This window comes from Ensifer sp. ENS10 (genome assembly GCF_014852025.1).
Taxonomy (GTDB): Bacteria; Pseudomonadota; Alphaproteobacteria; order Rhizobiales; family Rhizobiaceae; genus Ensifer.
The window spans coordinates 238939-257684 of record NZ_JACVAS010000010.1; the positions used below are offsets into that span (position 1 = coordinate 238939).

Sequence of the window (18746 nt, forward strand, 5' to 3'; positions counted from 1 at the left end):
TTGCATGGCTTTGGACTCGTTGGATGTGAGGCTGCTGCGCATCTACGTCACGATCGTGGAGGCGGGCGGTTTTGCGGCTGCGCAGGGAGAGCTCAATCTCTCGCTCTCGACGATTTCCAACCATATCTCCGCGCTGGAGAGCCGGCTCGGCCTAACGCTCTGCCAGCGCGGCCGGTCCGGCTTTCGCCTCACGGAAGAAGGGCGCGCCGTCTACGAGGAGGCCAAGCGCCTCTTCGGCTCGATCGACCAGTTCGACATCCGCATGAAGGGGTTGCAGCATCAGTTGAACGGTACGCTCTCCGTCGGCCTCATCGACAACACGCTGTCTGACCCGTCTTCCCGTCTCAACCGCGTCTTTGCCCGGATGACGGACGAGGCACCGGAAGTGGCGCTTTCGATCGTCACGCGGCCGCCGCATGAACTGCTGCGCGATGTGATAACAGGAGAGCTCCACATCGCGATCGCCAGTTTTCCGCGCACGACGCTGGGGCTGGAATATGTCGATCTCTACGAGGAGACGCAACGCTTCTATTGCGGCGCGGAGCACCCGTTGTTTTCCCGTGACGACAGCGAGATCGAGATCGACGATATCCGGTCCTACAATCTGATCGGCCGCTCCTACTGGAACGCCCGTGACCTCAAGATTTTCTCGATCGCCAATCCGCGCGCGACGGTCAGCGACATGGAAGCAGAGGCGCGGCTGATCCTCTCCGGTCGCTACCTCGGCTATCTGCCCGACCATTTCGCCAGCCGTTATGTGAACGAGGGTTTGCTGCGGCCGATCCGCCCGGATCTCTTCAGCTACAAGGCGCCGTTCCAGGCGGCCTTCGACAAGACGCGTGCAAAGTCGGGTCTGATCCCGTTTTTCGTGAAGCTGCTCGTTAGTGAATTCGGCGTTTCGCAGACCGGACGAGGCGCGTCTCGTTTGCGTGCAGGTCGATAAGCCCTTCAATCCTGACCGGCCCAGTGCCAGCTCGCGAAAACAAAGGCAGGGCCGGTATCTCGGCTCTGCCTTTGTCAAACGATAGGTGCCTTTTGGCGAGAGGCGTCAGCTTAGAGGGAAACCCATCGCCGAAACCATTTTCAGCCAGGGCTTGCGCCAGCCGCCGGACTTGTCCGCCGTATCGAGCGCATACATGGTGACCTGCGCACCGAGCCAGCGGAACGGTTCCGGCGGAATAGCGTTCGGCAGGCTGGTGGCGAAATCCAGCCGGCTCTCCGGCGTCTTCGAACCGTCGAGAATGTCGAGCGCGATACGCGCGCCGAAGCGGGAGGCCGAAACGCCGAAACCGGAATAGCCGCCTGCATAGACGACCTTCTCGCCGTAGTAGCGCTGGAAGTGCACCGCCATGCGGGTACTGAGATCGATCGGCCCGCTCCAGGCATGGGTGAAGCGCAGGCCTTCGAGCTGCGGGAACGTGTCGAAGAAGGCGGATGCCAGGGGCTTGTAGGTTTCGAGTTCCTTGTCGACCGAAGGGAAGGGGTTGCCGGCAAAGGCGTAAGCCAGACGACCGCCGAAGATGATCCGGTTGTCCTTGGTGAGCCGCATGTAGTTCATCTGCGTGCGGGTGTCGTAGACGCCCTGACGGTGGCTCCAGCCGATCGACGCCATACGCTCTGCTGACAGGGGCTCCGTTGCCAGCACCCGGTCGCGAACGGCGACGACCCGGTGCTTGATCTTTTTGTGGCCCGAGGCAAAGGCATTGGTGGCGAGAAGAACCTTGGGCGCGGTGACGCTGCCCGAAGGCGTCGTAGCCTTCATCCGGTCGCCAAGATCTTCAAGGCCGGTCAGTTCGGTGTTCTCGAAGATCTCAACGCCGAGGGTGAGCGCAACCCGCTTCAGCCCGAAGGCAAGCAGCGCCGGATGCACCGTGCCGCAGATGTGCTTCGACCAGACACCGGCCTTGTAGCGTGGCGAATTGATTTCGCTGCGGACGGCGCCCTGGTCGAGGAAGACGGCCTGGTGGCCATATTTGAGATGGAGTTCGTGCTCTTCGTGCAGCGCTTCGATATGGGCATCGTCGACGGCTACTGTCAGCTCTCCACCCCATTCGGCGTGACAGTCGACGGCGTGTTCCTCGAGGGTCTGCAGGAAGCCGTGCATGTTTTCCTGGCCAAGCCGCTCGAGCGCGGCGATGTCCTTGGGGAAGATGCGCACGGCATTCGAAAGTCCGTGCATGACCGACGTCGAGACGACGCCGCCCGGCCGGCCCGAAGCGCCGTTGGCGACCGAACCCTTTTCGATCAGCACGACGTCGATTTCGGGCTGGCGCTGTTTCGCCTGGATGGCTCCCCACAACCCGGTAAAGCCGCCGCCGACGACGAGCAGGTCAGCCTTCAGATGGCGCGTCAGTCGCTCTCGCGGCTCGGGCGCGTCCGGCCGGTCGAGCCAGAAGGGCGTCATCGTCACATCTGCAAGGGCTTTGCTTCTTACCTTGGTCATGGAGACGCCTCACATCACTTCGCGGCTGGTGCGGTGTAGAGGACGTAGACCTTGCGCATCGTCTCGAGCACTTCGAAACGCACCTCGACGCCGGCAGGCAGGACATAGCTTTCGCCGGCCTCGAAGGTCTCGATGGAACCGTCCGGGTTGGTGATTGCGACCTTGCCCGAGAGGATCACACTGTATTCGCTGCCATCGGGGTAGGAGAGCATTTCCGCGTAGGGCGTCGACTGCCAGGTGCCGATCACGACGGCTTTGTCGGGGCTTTCGAAATGAACATCGCCGAGTTCGTCTGCAAAACCGGACAGGATCGCCTCCGGCGGGACGACGCTGCATTTTTCAAGCTCGCGCAGGCCGACACCGTTGCGCCCGAGTTTGATGACCTTCGACATGTTCACTCCAGTTCAGAAAGACGAGCGGCAAGTACATCGGCCGCCCTTCAAGGTTTCGTTGCTTTATTTTCGCGCAAAGCAGCCTGGTGCCTGAGACCAATGTGTCGTCTCGACAGTCACATGCCGTCTTGCGTGCCGCCGATCTACTATGGGGCTTGCCCCATTTTTCTAGGCGCCCGGGTCAATGTCCGGAATACGCCTTAGGGCTAGGTTTGGAGGACGAGAGCCCGGCTCAGGGGCGGCGTCAGCCCTTGCGGAGCCTGGCTTTCGCTGCCGATGTCGTTGTTTTGGTTGCTCAAATGATAGTTTTGGATTTCCCGTAGTGAAAATCCGTTACTTGCGACGCACTAAACCTTCGCCTAATCTGCGCCTGGAGGAGAACAACATGAACAACGATACGATCGTCAAAGTCTGCGCGGCGACGCAGCGGGTGCCCGGTGTGGGTGATCTGGCGCTATCTCTGATGGAGGGGGTCGGCCGTTCGGATTTCCAGGATCGTCTGGCGCAGTCGCTCAAGCGACACATCGCAATCGATGCCGGTCTGATGCTCCTGTATCGGCGAAACGCAGCGCCGAAGATCCTGTTCAACGACTGGCGTACGGACAGGGGCCTGTCCGATATTCGAGCCTACCTGCAGGGCCCGTATCGGCTCGACCCGTTCTACCGGCTGGCGCTCGACAACGGCGACGATGGTCTTTATCGCCTGAGGCAGATCGATCCGTCCTTCGACCGGTCGCAATATTACCGCGACTACTACCGCCACTCGGGCCTGCACGACGAATTCAACGTCTTCATCGGAATCGATGCCGACACGAAGATCGCGATCTCGCTGGCGCGACGCCACTCCCACGCGGCCTTCAGCGGAGAAGACCAGGATTTCCTGCAGAGCGCGGCGCCGCTGCTCAGCATGGCCGTGCTCCGGCATTATCGCGACCTCAGGCCCGAGAGCCTCGGCGATGACGGCTCGCCGCTCCAGAGCGCATTGGCGCAGGCAATCCGGAACTTTGGCCGCAGCCTGCTCACCGATCGCGAATGCCAGGTCGCGCAGATGATCCTGCGCGGATATTCGGTCAAGGGGGCCGCTGAAAAGCTCGGCATCTCACCGGCGACCGTCAAGCTGCACCGCCGCAACCTCTATGCCAAGCTCGACATCAGCTCGCAAACCGCGCTGTTCTCGCTATTCATCGATGCGGTATCGTCGGCGAGCAATGCCTTCGAAGATCCGCTGGCGACCTATCTCGCGCCGGGTGGCGCGCTTCTGCCACACTGATCCAAGGCGTTGAAACGGCGCAATTCCAGGAGAGACGTTTCCTGGAATTGCCCTTTCTGGTCAGGCTGTGGTGGCTCGCTGTTCCGAGCGTCGCGAGACCAGTTGTGCGGCCACCAGTCCCAAAACCACGATGCCGAGAATGATCGTCGAGATCGCATTGATTTCCGGCGTCACGCCGAACTTGATTTGCGAATAGATCTTCATCGGCAGGGTCGATGCGCCCGGGCCGGTCGTGAAGCTTGAGATGACCAGATCATCCAGCGACAGGGTGAAGGACAGTAGCCAGGCGGAGACGATTGCCGGGACCATGTTCGGTAAGGCAACGCTGACGAATGCTTTGGCCGGCGGGCAGCCGAGATCGCGGGCCGCTTCTTCCAGCGACGGGTCGAGCTCGACCAGCCGCGATTGCAGCACGACGGTCGCAAAGCAGAGCGTGAAGGTCGTGTGCGCCAGCGTGATGGTGAGCGGCCCGCGATCAATCCCGAGCGTTACGAACATCAAGAGCATCGAGACGGCCATCACCACTTCCGGCATGACCATGGGCGCAAGCAGCATGCCGTTGAACAGTGCCCGGCCGCGGAAACGACGCAGCCGCACCATCACAACGGCCGCGAGCGTCCCGAGAATGGTTGCTGCCGTTGCCGAGACCGCAGCGACCAGGAAGCTGACTTTCGCACCTTCAATGATCGAGGGGTTGTTGAGAACGGTTGCATACCATTGAGTCGAGAAGCCGCCCCAGACCGTCACGAGCTTCGAGCCGTTGAAGCTGTAGATGACGAGAACGACGATCGGCAGATAGAGGAAGGCGAGGCCGAACAGGATCGAGAGCCGATTGAACCAGCTTGGTTTTGTCATGGCCAGCTCCTCAGGTTCGTTCGCGCGACTGGCGCGATTGGAAATAGACGATCGGCACGACCAGCAACGCGAGGAGCACGATCGTCACGGCGGCGGCCATCGGCCAGTCGCGATTGTTGAAGAATTCGAGCCAGATGGCGCGGCCGATCATCTGGGTATCGGCGCCACCTAAGAGATCCGGGATGACGAACTCGCCGACGACGGGGATGAAGACCAGCGCGCAGCCGGCCAAGACACCGGGCAGGCTCAAGGGGAAGGTGACCCGCCAGAAGGCCGAGATGCGGGAGCAGCCGAGATCGCGCGCCGCCTCGATCAGGGTGCGGTCCGCGCTGCTCAAAGTTGAGTAGATCGGAAGCACCATGAAGGGCAGGTAGGTGTAGATGATGCCGATATAGATCGCCGTCTCGGTGTTGAGGATGCGCAGCGGTTCGCTGATCAGGCCGACCTTCAAAAGCAACGCGTTCAGGAGACCGTCGTTCCTGAGGATGCTCATCCAGGAATAGACTCGGATCAGCATCGAGCTCCAGAACGGAACGATCACCAGGAAGACCAGGAGAGAGCGGGAGGATGGCGAACAGGACGCAATGCCATAGGCGAGCGGATAGGCGATGAAGAGCATGGCGGCGGTCGAAATCGCCGCAACCTTGAGGCTCGTCAGATAGGCCAGAAGATAGGTGTCGTCGGTGAGAACATAGAGGAAGTTCTCGAAGTTGAGGCGGAGGTTCAGGATCGAGCCGTCCCATGCCGTCAGCGGCTCGAAGGGCGGCATGCCGAGCCGCACGGTCGAGAGGCTGATGCCCGCAACCAGCGCGAAGGGTGCCAGGAAGAGCACCAGAAGCCAGGCATAGGGGATGGCGATCAGAAGACGCTTGCCCCAGTTCGTCTTTGTGGAAGGTGTCGCTGCCGTGAGCATGGGAACCTCCTATTCGGCCAAGAGCCGGCTTGCCTGCGGCGACCAGCTCGCAAACACCCGATCGCCGACGCCGAGATCGCTCTCGGCTCCGAGATTGACCCGGCGTGCGTCGAGCGTCGCACCAGACTTCAGCCGGACGCGGTAGTGCCGCTCGACACCGGTATAGGTGAGCTGTTCAACCGTGCCTTCGAGACCACTGCCCGAAGTCGCGAGTTCCACCCGCTCGGGGCGGACCGAGACCCAGAACGGCGCATCGAGCGCGACGCGGTCGGTAAAGGCCGCATGCAGTCGGCCGCCGGCTTCGTCGCTGTCGATCTGCAGCTCGCTGCCACTGCGATCCGCTCGGCTACCGGCAAACACGTTCGTTTCGCCAAGGAACTTGGCGACATAGCGGGACTGCGGCGTTTCGTAGACTTCCGAAGGCGAGCCGACCTGCAGCACCTGCCCCTGCTTCATGATGGCGATGCGGGTGGAGACCGTCATCGCCTCGTGCTGATCGTGGGTGACGATGATGAAGGTGAGGCCGAGCTCCCGTTGCAGGCGAACGAGTTCGAGTTGCGTTTCGGTGCGCAGGTTTTTGTCGAGCGCCCCGAGCGGCTCGTCGAGCAGCAGAACCTTCGGCCGTTTGACCAGCGCACGGGCGAGCGCCACGCGCTGACGCTGGCCGCCGGAAAGCTGCGCCGGCTTGCGGTCGAGCAGCGCCGTCAGCTGCAGCTTCTCCGCCACCTCGTCGATACGCTTCCTGATCTCGCTCTTGGCAAGACCATCCTGCTGCAATCCGAAGGCGATGTTTTTGCCGACCGTCAGATGCGGGAACAGCGCATAGGACTGGAACATCATGTTGGTCGGGCGTTTATGCGCCGGCACGTCGGTGACATCGGCCCCTTCCAGTTTGATGGCGCCGGATGTCGGCGTCTCGAAGCCGGCGATCATCCGGAGCAGCGTCGACTTTCCGCAGCCCGAGGGGCCAAGAAGCGAGAAGAACTCGCCCTTCTCGATGCCCAGGCTGATGTTGTTGACGGCCGTGACGACGCCATAGGACTTCGCCAGGTTCTCGATCGAAATATAGGATTGCACGGGGTCTGGTCCTGCTGTTGACGGTGCGCGCTATTGGCCGGCCCTGAAAGCCGACCAGACGCGGGTGCGCTCGCGCGTCTGGCGCGGTGGCAGCGACTTGTCGACGAAGAGCTTGGAGCGGACTTCGGCAGGAGGATAGATGTTCGGGTTGTCGCGGATCCCGGCATCGACCTCGGCGGTCGCCGCGGCATTGGCGTTAGCGTAGAAGACGTGGTTGCTGATCGCAGCAACCGTCTTCGGCTCGAGGATATAGTCGATGAAGGAGAGCGCCTGCTCCGGATCCGGCGCATCGGCCGGGATCGCCATCGTGTCGAAAGAGATGATCGTTCCTTCCTTCGGGATCGAATAGTCGACCTTGACGCCGGTCTCGGCTTCCTCGGCGCGGGCCGCGGCAATGCCGGCGTCGCCGCTCCACATCAGCGCCAGGCAGAGCTGGCCCGACGCCATGTCGGCCACAAGCTGGCCGCTCTGCATATGGCGAATGAATGGACGCAGCTTCAGCAGCAGCTCCTTCGCCTTGTCGAGGTCGTCCTGTTTGGTGGAGTATGGGTCGAGGCCGAGATAGTTGAGCGCGATCGGGATCACTTCGTTCGGCGCATCGACGATGCCGATGCCGCAATCCTGGAATTTCTGGGCGACCTCGGGTTTGAAGAACATGTCGAGGCTGTTCGTCGGCGCATCGGGAAGGCGCTCGCCGACGAGCTTGGCGTTGTAGGCGACGCCCGTCGTCAGCCACATGTAAGGAACCAGATACTTGTTCTCCGGGTCATGCTCGGTGACGAGCTTCAGCAGGTCCTTGTCGAGATTGCCGTAGTTCTTGAGCGCCGTGACGTCGATCGGCTTCAGCGCGCCGGATTGAATGAGGCGTTCACCGACCGTGGCGCTTGGAAAGGCGACGTCGAAGCCGCTGCCGCCGGCGAGCAGCCGGGTTTCGAGCACTTCGAGCGAATCGTAGAAGTCGACCCGCGTTTCGACACCGGTGCGGGCCTGGAAGTTCGAGACCGTGTCTTCGGCGAAGTAGTCGGAGAAGTTGTAGATGAACAGCTTGTCCTGCGCCTGGGCGGTCGTTGAGACCGCGATAGCGGCGAGCGATGCCGCAAACATGGAGCGCAGTGCGGTGCGGGTCAAGTTTTGCATGGTTCCTCCCAAGGACATCGTATTTTTGTTTTCACCAAAGTGATTGGCGGGTCCTAAGAGGGCAACACTCCCTTTGGCTAGGTGCGGGAGGCGGGGCACCGTCGTACATGGCAGTCGACGCCTGGATTTGCTCTGTCAGACATGTTGGTTTGATCGCGATCGAAGTAACATTCGATCAATCCCGCATTTCTCGGCCAGCAGCGCCTGATAGGTTCCGGCGACATCAAAAGGGAGAGCTTCCATGGAAGAGAAATTCAACCAGCCGCTCGGCGGCAACGACATGCCCCGCTTCGGCGGTCCGGGTACGATGATGCGCCTGCCGGCGGCAGCGTCGGCCGCGGGCCTCGACGCCTGTTTCGTCGGCATTCCCATGGATATCGGCGCATCCAACCGTTCCGGAACGCGCTACGGGCCGCGGCAGATCCGCGCTGAATCCGTGATGATCCGCCCCTACAACATGGCGACCGGTGCAGCGCCGTTTGAAAGCCTGCAGGTGGCGGACATCGGCGACATCGCCATCAACACCTTCAACCTGCCGGCCAACATGGAGATCATCACCCGCAACATCGGCGAGATCCTCAAGCACGACTGCATTCCGCTGACGCTCGGCGGCGATCACACGATCAGCTATCCGATCCTGAAGGCGATTGCCGAGAAGCACGGTCCGGTCGCTCTCATCCATGTCGACGCGCACGCGGATATCAACGACACGATGTTCGGCGAAAAGATCGCGCATGGCACGCCGTTCCGGCGCGCTTTCGAGGATGGCTGCCTCAATCCCAATCTCGTGTTCCAGATCGGTCTGCGCGGCACCGGCTATGCGTCCGATGACTTCGACTGGTCGCGCGACAAGGGCTTCACCGTCGTGCCGGCCGAGGAATGCTGGCACAAGTCGCTCGTGCCGCTGATCGAAGGCATTCGCGCCAAGATCGGCAACCACAAGACCTACCTGACCTTCGATATCGACAGCCTCGACCCGGCCTATGCGCCGGGCACCGGCACGCCCGAGATCGGCGGCCTGACGGTCATTCAGGCGATCGAAATCATCCGCGGCTGTCGCGGTCTCAATCTCGTCGGCGCCGATCTCGTCGAGGTCAGCCCGCCTTTCGATACGACCGGCACCACGGCGATCGCCGCGGCGAATCTGCTTTACGAAATGCTCTGCGTGCTGCCGGGCGTGAAGTACAAGCGGTAGGCCGCCGAAGAGATCGGAAATCAATTATCAGGAGGCCGCGGGCGGCCTCCTTCCCGATCCATGTTTGCGAAAGTATCTAGCTCTTTGCCGGCCGCAGGCGGCTCCAGATCGGCGCGACGACGTTGCCCATGACGACGATGGTTGCGGCGCCGACGGCGATGGCAAGCAGGGCCTGGAGCGCCGAGGTCGTGAACCAGCCGACGACCGCCGGGGCGACCGTCAGCGTGTGGGCAACGCTTTCGGAGACATCGTGGATGAAGTGTTCCGGCCCGGCCTGGCCCAGTTGCGCCATGCCATGCACGAGGATGCTGCCGCCGACCCAGAGCATGGCCGCAGTGCCGATCGCAGCAAGAACTTTCAGGAATGCGGGCATGCCGAGAACGAGGCCGCGGCCGAAAACGCGTACGGCGGACAGCGGGTTCTTCGCCAGCGCGACGCCGGCATCGTCGGCTTTGACGATGAGCGCGACGACCCCATAGACGGCGAGCGTAATCAGGATGCCGACGCCGGCGAGTACAGCGCCCTGCATGTAGATCTCGGCATCGGCGACGGTCGACAGGGTCAGCGCCATGATCTCGGCCGAGAGAATGAAGTCGGTACGGATGGCGCCGGCAACCCTCTCGTTTTCAAGCGCCAGCGGATCGCTCTTTTCCCCGAGAACCGCTTCCTCGTGCGCGTGGGCCGCATGCGGAAAGATTGCGCCGTAAAGCTTCTCGGCCCCCTCGTAGCAGAGATAGATGCCGCCGAGCATCAGCAGCGGCGTGATCGCCCAGGGCGCGAAATAGCCGAGCAGCAGTGCGCCGGGCAAAAGGAAGAGCAACTTGTTCTTCAGTGAACCAAGGGCGATCCGCGCAATGATCGGCAGTTCCCGTTCAGGCGTCAGCCCCACCACGTAGCGCGGCGTCACCGCAGCGTCGTCGATCACGACGCCGGCTGCCTTGGCGCTGGCCTTCGCGGTCTGGGCCGCGACGTCGTCCAGCGAAGCGGCCGCCATCTTGGCAATGGCCGCGATGTCGTCGAGGAGGGCGATGAGACCTGTGGCCATAAGTTGCTAACCCCTTGAGAAGAATCCGAGAAACGCGGCTCCAGAAGCGCCAGTAACCACCATAGCGTGTCGAGTCAACGACAGCCGGGTGACATTGGGAGGCGTTCGGCCGCGCGCGGCGAGCTCAATGTTGGTTATCAAATCGTGAACGTGCGAGCGTATTCTTTCATTGACGAGTGTCTCATTTCGATTTACGACTGACGAAATACAAAATTCGTCAGTCGTAAATCGAAAGGCAAGCGATGCAGGTGAGCAGCGATAACGTCGTGGATCAGACGCGTCAGGACAACATCACGCGGATCCTCGACGCAGCGGAGCGGTTGTTCCGGCATTTCGGCTACAGCAAGACCAATGTCGCCGACATTGCCAAGGAACTCGGCATGTCGCCGGCGAACATCTACCGCTTCTTCGCCTCGAAGACGGAGATCCATCAGGCGATCTGCGGCCGCATGCTGGCGGCCAGCTACCAGATGGCCCAGGAGATCTGCGCCTTGCCATTGAGTGCGAGCGAGCGGCTGCGGCGTTACGTCCACGCGCAGCATCAGATGACCGTTGAGCTCATGCTCGACGATACGAAGGTGCATGAAATGGTGGTCGTTGCCATCGAACGCGAGTGGCACGTCATCGACAAGCATATCGACAGGCTCGACGCGCTTCTCGCCGACGTAATTCGCGAAGGCATCGCCGCCGGCGAGTTCCCGGAACAGGACGCCGATGCGGCGTCGCGCTGTTTCGGTGCGGCGACCGTCACGCTCTGTCATCCGCAAATGGTTGCGCAGTGTCTCAGCAAGACAAACCGCGCGGCACCGGAAGAGCTGGTCGAATTCGCGATCAAGGGACTGAAGGTTTAGCCGGACTGCTTCCGGCGCCAATGCGGCGTCGGCCTATTTTTCAGGAGTGCGACTATGTTTATGCCGATTGAATTTCGCCGCCGTATTTCATTCATTGCCACCGTTGCGCTGATTTCGACCCTCTCGGCGGCGCTTGCCGGCTGCTCGGAAGAAAAGTCCGAAACCGCTGAAGTCGTGCGCCCGGTCAAGGTCGTCGAGATCGCCCAGGCCGACAATGTACGCCAGCTCAGCTATTCCGGCGCCGTGCGGGCACGGACCGAGATGAATCTCGGCTTCCGCGTCAGTGGCAAGATCGTCGAGCGCGTCGTCAATGTCGGTGACCGCGTCAAGGTTGGCGATCTTCTCGCCCGCATCGACCCGACCGACTACGAGCTCGCGGTGCGCAGCGCGTCCGCCAATCTGGATGCGGCCGAGCGTCAGGTCGAAACGGTCGAGCTGGTGCGCGACCGCGCCAAGCAGCTGCTTGCCAGGAAATTCGCCTCGCAGGCCCAGTTCGACCAGGCGGTGCTGAGTTACAACCAGGCCGTCGCCACGCGCGATGCAGCAAAGTCGGCACTGTCACAGGCGAAGAACCAGGTGGTCTATACCAGCCTCGTCGCCGACCGGCCGGGCATCGTGACCTCGATCAACGCCGATGTCGGCCAGGTCGTCGGTTCTGGCACGCCGGTCGCCACCGTTGCAGTCGAAGGCGAAAAGGAAGTCCAGGTCGCAGTACCCGAAACGGAAATCAGCAATTTCAAGGTTGGCTTGCCGGTCAAGGTCGGGATCTGGTCCGATGCGGGCCTGTCGCTCGATGGCACCGTGCGCGAGGTTGCCGGCAGCGCCGACCAGCAATCGCGCACCTTCTCGGTGCGTGTCAGCCTGCCGAACGACCAACGCGTCCTTCTCGGCATGACCGCGACCATCGAAGCTTCTGCCGGCAATGGCGTGTCGTTCGTCTCGGTACCCTTGAGCGCGCTGGCTGAGAAGGATGGCTATCCGATCGTCTGGGTCGTCGACCGCGGTACGGAAACCGTCCGCAGCCGCCCGGTCACGCTTGCAGACTTCACCACCAATGGTGTGCGGGTCACCGAAGGCCTCAAAGTCGGCGATCTCGTTGTTGCCGCCGGAACGCAGTTCATGACGGACGATCTCAAGGTGACGATCTCCAACGATACGACGCACCAGGCTGCTGCCGCAGCCGAAACCGTTGTGCGCTGACGTCACCAGGATAGCGGAACCGAGCCGATGATGACCTCCTCTTCCGAAGAAAAGCGGCCTTTCAACCTTTCGCGCTGGGCGATCGCGCATCCGAGCATGGCGCGGTTCCTGTTCGGCCTCATCATTCTCGCCGGTGCCTTCGGCCTGATGCGCATGGGGCAGAAGGAGGATCCGGACTTCACCTTCCGCGTCATGGTGGTGCAAGCCTTCTGGCCAGGCGCCTCGATCGAGGAAATGCAGGACCAGGTCGTCAACAAGATCGAGCGGAAGTTGCAGGAAACGCCGCACCTCGATTTCGTGCGCTCCTATACCCGCGCCGGCAGTGCGATCATCACGCTGCAGGTTGAAGGCGATACCAATGCCGAGCAAGTGGCGGACGCATTCTACCAGGTGCGCAAGAAGGTCGGCGACATCTCCAACGAACTGCCCGAAAGCTTGCTCGGCCCCTATTTCAACGATGAGTTCGGCGACACCTTCATCACGCTCAATTCACTAAGCGGCGAGGGCTACAGCTATCCGGAGCTGAAGAAATTCGCGATCCAGGCGCGCGATATGCTGCTGACGACGCCGGGCGTCGAGAAGGCTGTGATCATCGGCGACCAGCCGGAGAAGATCTATATCGACGTTTCCTCCAAGGTGCTCGCCGAACGCGGCCTGACGCTCAACGACCTACGCAGCACGATTGCCGGTCAGAACAATATCGACCCGGCCGGCTCCGTCGATACCGGTTCCCTCTCGGTGCGCATCTCGGTCGAAGGCAGCCTCGACAAGGTCGAGGACCTGAAGAACCTCAGGCTTCGCGCCGGCGGCCAGGTCACGCGCCTTGGCGATATCGCCACGGTAAGCTCCGGGCTCGAGGATCCCTATTCGCGCAAATTCCGCTTCAACGGCCAGGACAGCGTCCAGATCGGCGTCGTCATGGCCAAGGGCTTCAAGGTGACGGATGTCGGCAAGGCGGTCGAAGAGACCTATCAGCGCTTCGAGACGTCGCTGCCCTATGGGGTCAGTGTCGACCAGGTCTCCAACCAGCCTGAGGTCGTCAAGGAAGCAGTCGGCGAGTTCATGAAGGCGCTCGGCGAAGCGCTGGCGATCGTGCTCATCGTATCGTTCCTGTCGATCGGCTGGCGCTCGGGCCTGGTGATCGCGATCACCATCCCGCTGGTGCTCGCCGCGACCTTCGCCATCATGTACGAGCTTGGCATCGATCTGCAGCGCATCTCGCTCGGCGCCCTCATCATTGCGCTCGGCCTCCTGGTCGACGACGCCATGATCGTCGTCGAGATGATGGAAAGAAAACTGGAGGAGGGACTGGTCAAGGTCGAAGCCGCGAGCTTCGCCTATACCTCCACCGCCTTCCCGATGCTGACCGGCACGCTGATCACCACCGCCGGCTTCATTCCTGTTGGCTTTGCCGCCTCGACCGCCGGCGAATATGTACGTTCGCTGTTTTATGTGGTCGGCATCGCGCTGGTCGTCTCCTGGTTCGTTGCGGTCTATTTCACGCCCTGGCTCGGCAACATGCTCTTGAAGCAGCGCAGCCACGCCGGAAACCATCACGACGTCTTCGACACGCGCTTTTATCGTCATCTGCGTTCGACGGTTGCCTGGGCGGTGCGCCATCGCATCATCGTGCTTTCGACCACGCTCGCCATCTTCTTCGTCAGCCTCTGGGCCTTCCAGTTCATTCCGAAGAACTTCTTCCCGCAGTCGTCGCGGCCGGAAATCCTGGTCGATCTGTGGCTGCCCGAGGGCACGAGCATTAAGGAGGTCGAAAAGCAGGCCAAGGCGCTTGAAGCCCGGATGATGGATGATGAGGACAAGCGCTTCATCGCCACCTATATCGGCGAGGGAGCCCCGCGCTTCTTCCTGCCGCTCGACCAGCAACTGCGTAATCCGAACTTCGCCCAGCTTCTTGTCATGGCCAAGGACGAACCGGCGCGCGAGCGGCTGATTGCCAAGATGCGTGCGATCCTTGCCGCCGACTTCCCGTCGATCCGTTCCAAGGTCGACCGCCTGTTCCTGGGGCCGCCGACCGGCTGGCCGGTACAGATGCGCGTCATGGGTCCGGACCGCGAAGAGGTCAGGCGCATTGCCGACCGGGTAACGGCGAAGTTCCACGAGAACCCACTTCTGGGCGCCGTTCACGACGATTGGCTGGAGCCGGTAGCGGGCATGAAGCTGGTCATCGACCAGGATCGCGCCCGCGCGCTTGGCGTCACATCCCAGCGCATCCGCCAGATGCTGCAGGCGAGCGTCACCGGCGCGCCGCTCGACAACTTCCGCGACGGCGAGGAGACGGTGGCGATCGTCGCCCGCGAGCCGGCCGAAAGCCGCAAATTGCTGAGCTCGGTCGATTCCATCTACATCCCGACCGATTTCGGCGGCTTCGTGCCGCTCTCGCAGGTCGCCAAGGTCGTACCGGTACTCGAGCAGGGCATCGAATGGCGCCGTGACCGCCTGCCGACGATCACCGTGCGAGGAACCTTGCCGGACGGCGTGCAGCCGAACGACGTGGCGATGAAGATGTTCGGTGAGATGCAACCGCTGCGCGACAGCCTGCCTGCCGGCTATTCGATCGCCATTCAGGGTGGGGCCGAAGATTCAGCCGAAAGCCAGGCCTCGATCGCCGCCAAGGCGCCAATCATGCTCGGCGTCATCGTCGTGCTGTTGATGATCCAGCTCCAGCATTTCGGCAAGGCGATGCTGGTTCTCGCCACCGGACCGCTCGGCATCATCGGTGCGGCGGCGGCCCTGCTCATCAGCGGTGCCCCTTTCGGCTTCGTCGCGATCCTCGGCGTCATCGCGCTGCTCGGCATCATCATGCGCAACTCGATCATCCTGGTCGACCAGATCGACCAGGACATTGCCGCCGGCATGGACCGCGCCGAGGCGATCATCGGATCGGCCGTGCGACGCTTCCGCCCGATCACGCTGACGGCGCTAACTGCGGTGCTGGCCCTGATCCCGATCTCCCGCGGGGTCTTCTGGGGACCGCTCGCCTACGCCATGATGGGCGGCATCCTGGTCGCGACGGTGTTGACCATTCTGGTATTGCCCGCCGGCTACGCGCTCTTCTTCGGGCGCGAGCCCAAGAAGGACACGGTCGAGCCGGATAAGGCGGAAGAGGTCCATGCGGATGCCGAACTTAATGAGCCGCTTGCTTATCCGCCGGCCGTGGCGGCGGAATAACGCCACGGCCCTTTCAAAGCCAATTCGGGCTAGAACTGTCTGGGGTCAGGCCGTGACATACATGGCCTGGCCCTGAGCCAGATATTGGAACAGCTCATAGCTCATCCAGATGTAGCCGCGACGTCCGTTCCACTCGCAGCCCCAGTCCTGTCCGAAGCTGTTTTGGATGAGGATCGCCTGCTGATCGTCGTCGTAGCCGATAATTAGCATGCAATGGCCGACATTCGGGACCTTGTTGAGGGGGCCCGTCATCGGGCCGGGGCCTTCGTATTTCATGAAGCCTTCGTTGAGCGACGTGCCATAACAAAGCGCACCGCCGGCGGCGATGACCGCCTTGATCGCGTCGAGATCGCTGGTTTCGACGATGGCCCAGCCGGGAATCTGGAAGCTGCCATCGGCGGCGGCGTTGGGGTCGTAGCTCGACCAGAGCTCGGGGCAGTTCGGATAATAGGGGGCGGTCTGCCAATTCGGCGTTCCGCTCTGCTTGAGCAGGTTGAGGTAGGATGCAAGCCGCGATCCTGCACAGCCCTTTTGCCCATAGCTCTTCATGACCTCGATATAGATATGGGCTGGGCTTGCCTGCAGCGCGGTGCTCGATGGGGACTGGCTCGCCGCTGCGGCCGCCGTGTAGGTGGCGAGCCCATAGGTCGAAGCCCAGGCGGCGCAACTCCCGGGACTGCCGACATGGCGTGGCGTTCCCTGCGCCTTCGGAGGCGGGAGATATTGTGGGTCGACAGTGGCCGAGGTCGGCAGCGCCGCAGGCACCGGCGGCCGGACGAGCGGGCCATCCTCTCTGATGGTGGGATCATAGCCGAGATCGAGAATTGCTTCATGCACGGACATGTAGGCCTCCTGTCAGCAGCTCCAGCTGCGTAGGTTGAAGGAATGATGTCACTGGGCAGGTTCCGGCAGTCCGCCGGTATTTCGAGGCGTGCTCAGGCTAAACCACGCTCCGGCCAAGGATCGCAGTTCGCTATGTTTCGAATTGATACACGCAATGGTAGAGTTTATCATGATCTTGCACGTTAGATATCCTGAGTTTTAACGGGGCAACTCCGGAAGTTCTCCAGTTTCGCGGGCAGCAGATGATCTCGGCGGCGAGGGCGTCGGTCATCATGTGCTGCGAACCGGTCTGGGTGCTGCCTTTCACGGTGGCATTTCTCGGGACGCCATTGAGCCTTTCGCAGATCCTGGGCTGCGCCGTGATTCTCTTTGCGATGCTGAGACAGGTTGTTCTGCGATCAAAATCGGGCGGCTGAACCTATCCCCGAGGCTCGATTTCCGCAATTGGTATTGCAATGAGAAATACCACTCACCCTCTTTTCCCGAAACTTTAGGCGGGGCGAATTAGCCCGATTGACAGCGCCTCTTTGGCAGACTTATCGTTAAGTCAAATTACTTGACTTAATAGATCGATCAACGAAACCTGAGGGGGAATTCGTCATGACGGCAGTCGAGGAAATGCGGCTTTTGGGTAACGCTCCGGAGGCCAGGAGGAAGAGGGTGACAGCGGCGCGATGGCGTCTTGGACCGGTCGCCGCAGCGCTGATGATGGTCGCGGCCGCCGAGGCCCGGGCCGAAGCGGTGCTCACCATGCACATCGAGGAACAAACGAGCTGGGTGCAGAACTTCAACCCGTTCGACCTCGGCGGCCGGCGACAGAGCACCATGGATTTCGTCTACGAACCGCTGGTGATCTTCAACGACTATGACAGCGGCAAGCCGGTCTGGCGGCTGGCGACAGGTTACAAGTTCGCCGACGATCTGAAGTCGATCACCTATACCCTGCGTGACGGTGTGAAATGGTCGGACGGCAAGCCGCTGACCTCGGCCGACATGAAGTTTACCCTCGAGATGATGTTGAAGAACCCGGCCGTCGATACCGTCGGTGTCGGCGAAACGGTCGCCTCGGTGGAGGCGCCATCACCGACCGAAGTGAAGATCAATCTCAAGGGCGTCGACACGCATTTCCCGGAATCGCTCGCCGACTTTCCCGTGGTGCCCGAGCACATCTGGAAGGACGTGAAGGATCCGCTGGCCTTCAAGAACGAAACGCCTGTCGGCTCCGGCCCGATGACCGAGATCCGCCGCTTCACGCCGCAGGTCTACGAACAATGCCGCAACCCCAACTATTGGGACGCCGCCTCGCTCAAGGTCGATTGCCTGAAGTTGCCGCAGATCTCCGGCAACGACCAGATGCTGGCGCTTTTGCCGGAAGGCGCGATCGACTGGTTTGGGTCGTTCCTGCCGCAGATCGACAAGACCTATGTCGGCCTTGACGCCGAGCACAATGGTTACTGGCAGCCACCGGCGGAAACCGTTGCCTTCCAGATGAACTTCAAGTCGTCGAATCCCGGCAATGCCGAGGCCTTCAACGACATGACCTTCCGGCGCGCCTTCAGCCTCGCGATGGATCGCACCGCGATGGTCGATATTGCCGGCTTTGGCTATCCCGTCGTCAACACCCTTGCGAGCGGCCTGCCGCCGCGCTTCGACAGTTGGCGCAACAAGGCAGCCGAGGGTGCGCAGGACGAGTGGCTGGCCTATGACATCGACAAGGCCAACAAGCTGCTCGACGACGCCGGTTACAAGAAGGACGGCGACGGCTTCCGCACCACGCCGAGCGGCAAGCCGATCGCTTTCCCAATCATCGTTCCGAACGGCTGGACCGACTGGATCGACGCGGTGCAGATCGCAACTGAAGGCCTGCGCAAGATCGGCGTCAATGCGTCGGTTGCCACGCCCGAATACGAGCAGTGGCAGAAGCAGATCCTCGACGGCAGCTTCGAGGCGGTGATGAATTCCCGCGCCGATGGCCCGACGCCTTTCCGCGGCTACTTCCAGTCGCTGTCGACCGGCTTCGGCGGGCGCATCACCAGCGCGCCGTCGCGCTATTCCAACCCCGAGCTCGACAAGGTCTTCGATGAATACCGCCGCGCCGCGACGGACGAGGAGCGCAAGACGCTGTTCGACCAGGTGCAGGTGATCGTTGCCGACAACCTGCCTGTCGTTCCCGTCTTCAACGGCCCGACCTGGTACCAATTCTCGACCAAACGCTTTACCGGCTGGGTCACCAAGGACGAACCTGTCATGAACCCGGAGGACCACGACAACAACCGGATGCGGCTGGTGCACCTGCTCCGCCTCAAGCCCGTGCAATAAGCGACAACAGGCCCCAA

The 18746-nt window shown here is 61.8% G+C and carries 16 protein-coding genes; 8 read left to right on the forward strand and 8 right to left on the reverse strand.

Going from position 1 to position 18746, the window contains the following annotated elements; translation table 11 throughout:
* Positions 1-4 precede the first annotated feature (4 nt).
* Complete coding sequence (locus IB265_RS28795) at positions 5-943, forward strand: LysR family transcriptional regulator (protein WP_057255388.1); 939 nt, start codon at positions 5-7, stop codon at positions 941-943.
* Between the two features lie 105 nt (positions 944-1048).
* On the opposite strand, the gene IB265_RS28800 is transcribed toward IB265_RS28795, so the two are convergent.
* Together IB265_RS28800 and IB265_RS28805 are read right to left on the reverse strand one after the other, a co-directional pair.
* A complete protein-coding gene (locus tag IB265_RS28800; protein WP_057255389.1) occupies positions 1049-2443 on the reverse strand; it encodes an FAD-binding oxidoreductase in 1395 nt (464 codons plus the stop codon).
* A gap of 14 nt (positions 2444-2457) precedes the next feature.
* Positions 2458-2835, reverse strand: a complete 378-nt coding sequence (locus IB265_RS28805; protein WP_057255390.1) for a cupin domain-containing protein — start codon at positions 2833-2835, stop codon at positions 2458-2460.
* Positions 2836-3220: 385 nt separating this feature from the next.
* Between IB265_RS28805 and IB265_RS28810 the strand changes: the two genes are divergently transcribed.
* Positions 3221-4105: a helix-turn-helix transcriptional regulator gene (locus IB265_RS28810; protein ID WP_057255391.1), complete on the forward strand. Its 885-nt coding sequence runs from the start codon at positions 3221-3223 to the stop codon at positions 4103-4105.
* A gap of 60 nt (positions 4106-4165) precedes the next feature.
* Here IB265_RS28810 and IB265_RS28815 read toward each other — a convergent pair whose 3' ends face one another.
* Genes IB265_RS28815 through IB265_RS28830 form a run of 4 tightly spaced genes read right to left on the reverse strand, consistent with a single transcriptional unit; the run spans position 4166 to position 8087 of the window.
* Positions 4166-4960 (reverse strand): ABC transporter permease, encoded by a 795-nt coding sequence (locus tag IB265_RS28815; RefSeq protein ID WP_057255392.1) that lies wholly within the window; start codon positions 4958-4960, stop codon positions 4166-4168.
* 10 nt (positions 4961-4970) lie between these two features.
* Positions 4971-5873 (reverse strand): ABC transporter permease subunit, encoded by a 903-nt coding sequence (locus IB265_RS28820; protein ID WP_057255393.1) that lies wholly within the window; start codon positions 5871-5873, stop codon positions 4971-4973.
* 9 nt (positions 5874-5882) lie between these two features.
* Entirely contained in the window at positions 5883-6950 is a 1068-nt protein-coding gene (locus IB265_RS28825) for an ABC transporter ATP-binding protein (protein WP_057255394.1), read from the reverse strand.
* A 30-nt stretch (positions 6951-6980) separates the two neighbouring features.
* Positions 6981-8087: an extracellular solute-binding protein gene (locus tag IB265_RS28830; RefSeq protein WP_192495519.1), complete on the reverse strand. Its 1107-nt coding sequence runs from the start codon at positions 8085-8087 to the stop codon at positions 6981-6983.
* Between the two features lie 241 nt (positions 8088-8328).
* Between IB265_RS28830 and speB the strand changes: the two genes are divergently transcribed.
* Positions 8329-9282 (forward strand): agmatinase, encoded by a 954-nt coding sequence (gene speB, locus IB265_RS28835; RefSeq protein ID WP_192495520.1) that lies wholly within the window; start codon positions 8329-8331, stop codon positions 9280-9282.
* A 76-nt stretch (positions 9283-9358) separates the two neighbouring features.
* Here the strand turns inward: speB and IB265_RS28840 are convergent, their stop codons facing one another.
* Complete coding sequence (locus IB265_RS28840) at positions 9359-10327, reverse strand: DUF808 domain-containing protein (protein WP_192495521.1); 969 nt, start codon at positions 10325-10327, stop codon at positions 9359-9361.
* A 242-nt stretch (positions 10328-10569) separates the two neighbouring features.
* Here IB265_RS28840 and IB265_RS28845 point away from each other — a divergent pair, with 242 nt between their 5' ends.
* The 3 genes from IB265_RS28845 to IB265_RS28855 are packed head-to-tail and all read left to right on the forward strand — an operon-like array spanning position 10570 to position 15567.
* The gene (locus IB265_RS28845) at positions 10570-11178 is read left to right on the forward strand and encodes a TetR family transcriptional regulator (protein WP_057255397.1); all 609 of its coding nucleotides are present in this window, start codon (positions 10570-10572) and stop codon (positions 11176-11178) included.
* 54 nt (positions 11179-11232) lie between these two features.
* Positions 11233-12378 carry an efflux RND transporter periplasmic adaptor subunit gene (locus IB265_RS28850; protein ID WP_375293090.1) on the forward strand — a complete coding sequence of 382 codons (1146 nt, stop codon included), beginning with the start codon at positions 11233-11235 and terminating at the stop codon, positions 12376-12378.
* Positions 12379-12408: 30 nt separating this feature from the next.
* A complete protein-coding gene (locus IB265_RS28855) occupies positions 12409-15567 on the forward strand; it encodes an efflux RND transporter permease subunit (RefSeq protein ID WP_112996522.1) in 3159 nt (1052 codons plus the stop codon).
* Positions 15568-15612: 45 nt separating this feature from the next.
* Here the strand turns inward: IB265_RS28855 and IB265_RS28860 are convergent, their stop codons facing one another.
* Positions 15613-16410, reverse strand: a complete 798-nt coding sequence (locus IB265_RS28860; RefSeq protein ID WP_112996432.1) for a C1 family peptidase — start codon at positions 16408-16410, stop codon at positions 15613-15615.
* Positions 16411-16601: 191 nt separating this feature from the next.
* Here IB265_RS28860 and IB265_RS37840 point away from each other — a divergent pair, with 191 nt between their 5' ends.
* Both IB265_RS37840 and IB265_RS28870 read left to right on the forward strand, forming a co-directional pair.
* A complete protein-coding gene (locus IB265_RS37840; RefSeq protein ID WP_375293092.1) occupies positions 16602-16826 on the forward strand; it encodes a DMT family transporter in 225 nt (74 codons plus the stop codon).
* Positions 16827-17115: 289 nt separating this feature from the next.
* Complete coding sequence (locus IB265_RS28870; protein WP_112996521.1) at positions 17116-18729, forward strand: ABC transporter substrate-binding protein; 1614 nt, start codon at positions 17116-17118, stop codon at positions 18727-18729.
* Positions 18730-18746: the final 17 nt, after the last annotated feature.

Excerpts from the sequence above, each read along its gene's own strand:
- IB265_RS28795 (WP_057255388.1), top strand. The coding sequence starts at position 5 with ATGGCTTTGGACTCGTTGGATGTGAGGCTGCTGCGCATCTACGTCACG.
- IB265_RS28800 (WP_057255389.1), bottom strand. The coding sequence starts at position 2,443 with ATGACCAAGGTAAGAAGCAAAGCCCTTGCAGATGTGACGATGACGCCC.
- IB265_RS28805 (WP_057255390.1), bottom strand. The coding sequence starts at position 2,835 with ATGTCGAAGGTCATCAAACTCGGGCGCAACGGTGTCGGCCTGCGCGAG.
- IB265_RS28810 (WP_057255391.1), top strand. The coding sequence starts at position 3,221 with ATGAACAACGATACGATCGTCAAAGTCTGCGCGGCGACGCAGCGGGTG.
- IB265_RS28815 (WP_057255392.1), bottom strand. The coding sequence starts at position 4,960 with ATGACAAAACCAAGCTGGTTCAATCGGCTCTCGATCCTGTTCGGCCTC.
- IB265_RS28820 (WP_057255393.1), bottom strand. The coding sequence starts at position 5,873 with ATGCTCACGGCAGCGACACCTTCCACAAAGACGAACTGGGGCAAGCGT.
- IB265_RS28830 (WP_192495519.1), bottom strand. The coding sequence starts at position 8,087 with ATGCAAAACTTGACCCGCACCGCACTGCGCTCCATGTTTGCGGCATCG.
- speB (WP_192495520.1), top strand. The coding sequence starts at position 8,329 with ATGGAAGAGAAATTCAACCAGCCGCTCGGCGGCAACGACATGCCCCGC.
- IB265_RS28840 (WP_192495521.1), bottom strand. The coding sequence starts at position 10,327 with ATGGCCACAGGTCTCATCGCCCTCCTCGACGACATCGCGGCCATTGCC.
- IB265_RS28845 (WP_057255397.1), top strand. The coding sequence starts at position 10,570 with ATGCAGGTGAGCAGCGATAACGTCGTGGATCAGACGCGTCAGGACAAC.
- IB265_RS28850 (WP_375293090.1), top strand. The coding sequence starts at position 11,233 with ATGTTTATGCCGATTGAATTTCGCCGCCGTATTTCATTCATTGCCACC.
- IB265_RS28855 (WP_112996522.1), top strand. The coding sequence starts at position 12,409 with ATGACCTCCTCTTCCGAAGAAAAGCGGCCTTTCAACCTTTCGCGCTGG.
- IB265_RS28860 (WP_112996432.1), bottom strand. The coding sequence starts at position 16,410 with ATGTCCGTGCATGAAGCAATTCTCGATCTCGGCTATGATCCCACCATC.
- IB265_RS28870 (WP_112996521.1), top strand. The coding sequence starts at position 17,116 with ATGATGGTCGCGGCCGCCGAGGCCCGGGCCGAAGCGGTGCTCACCATG.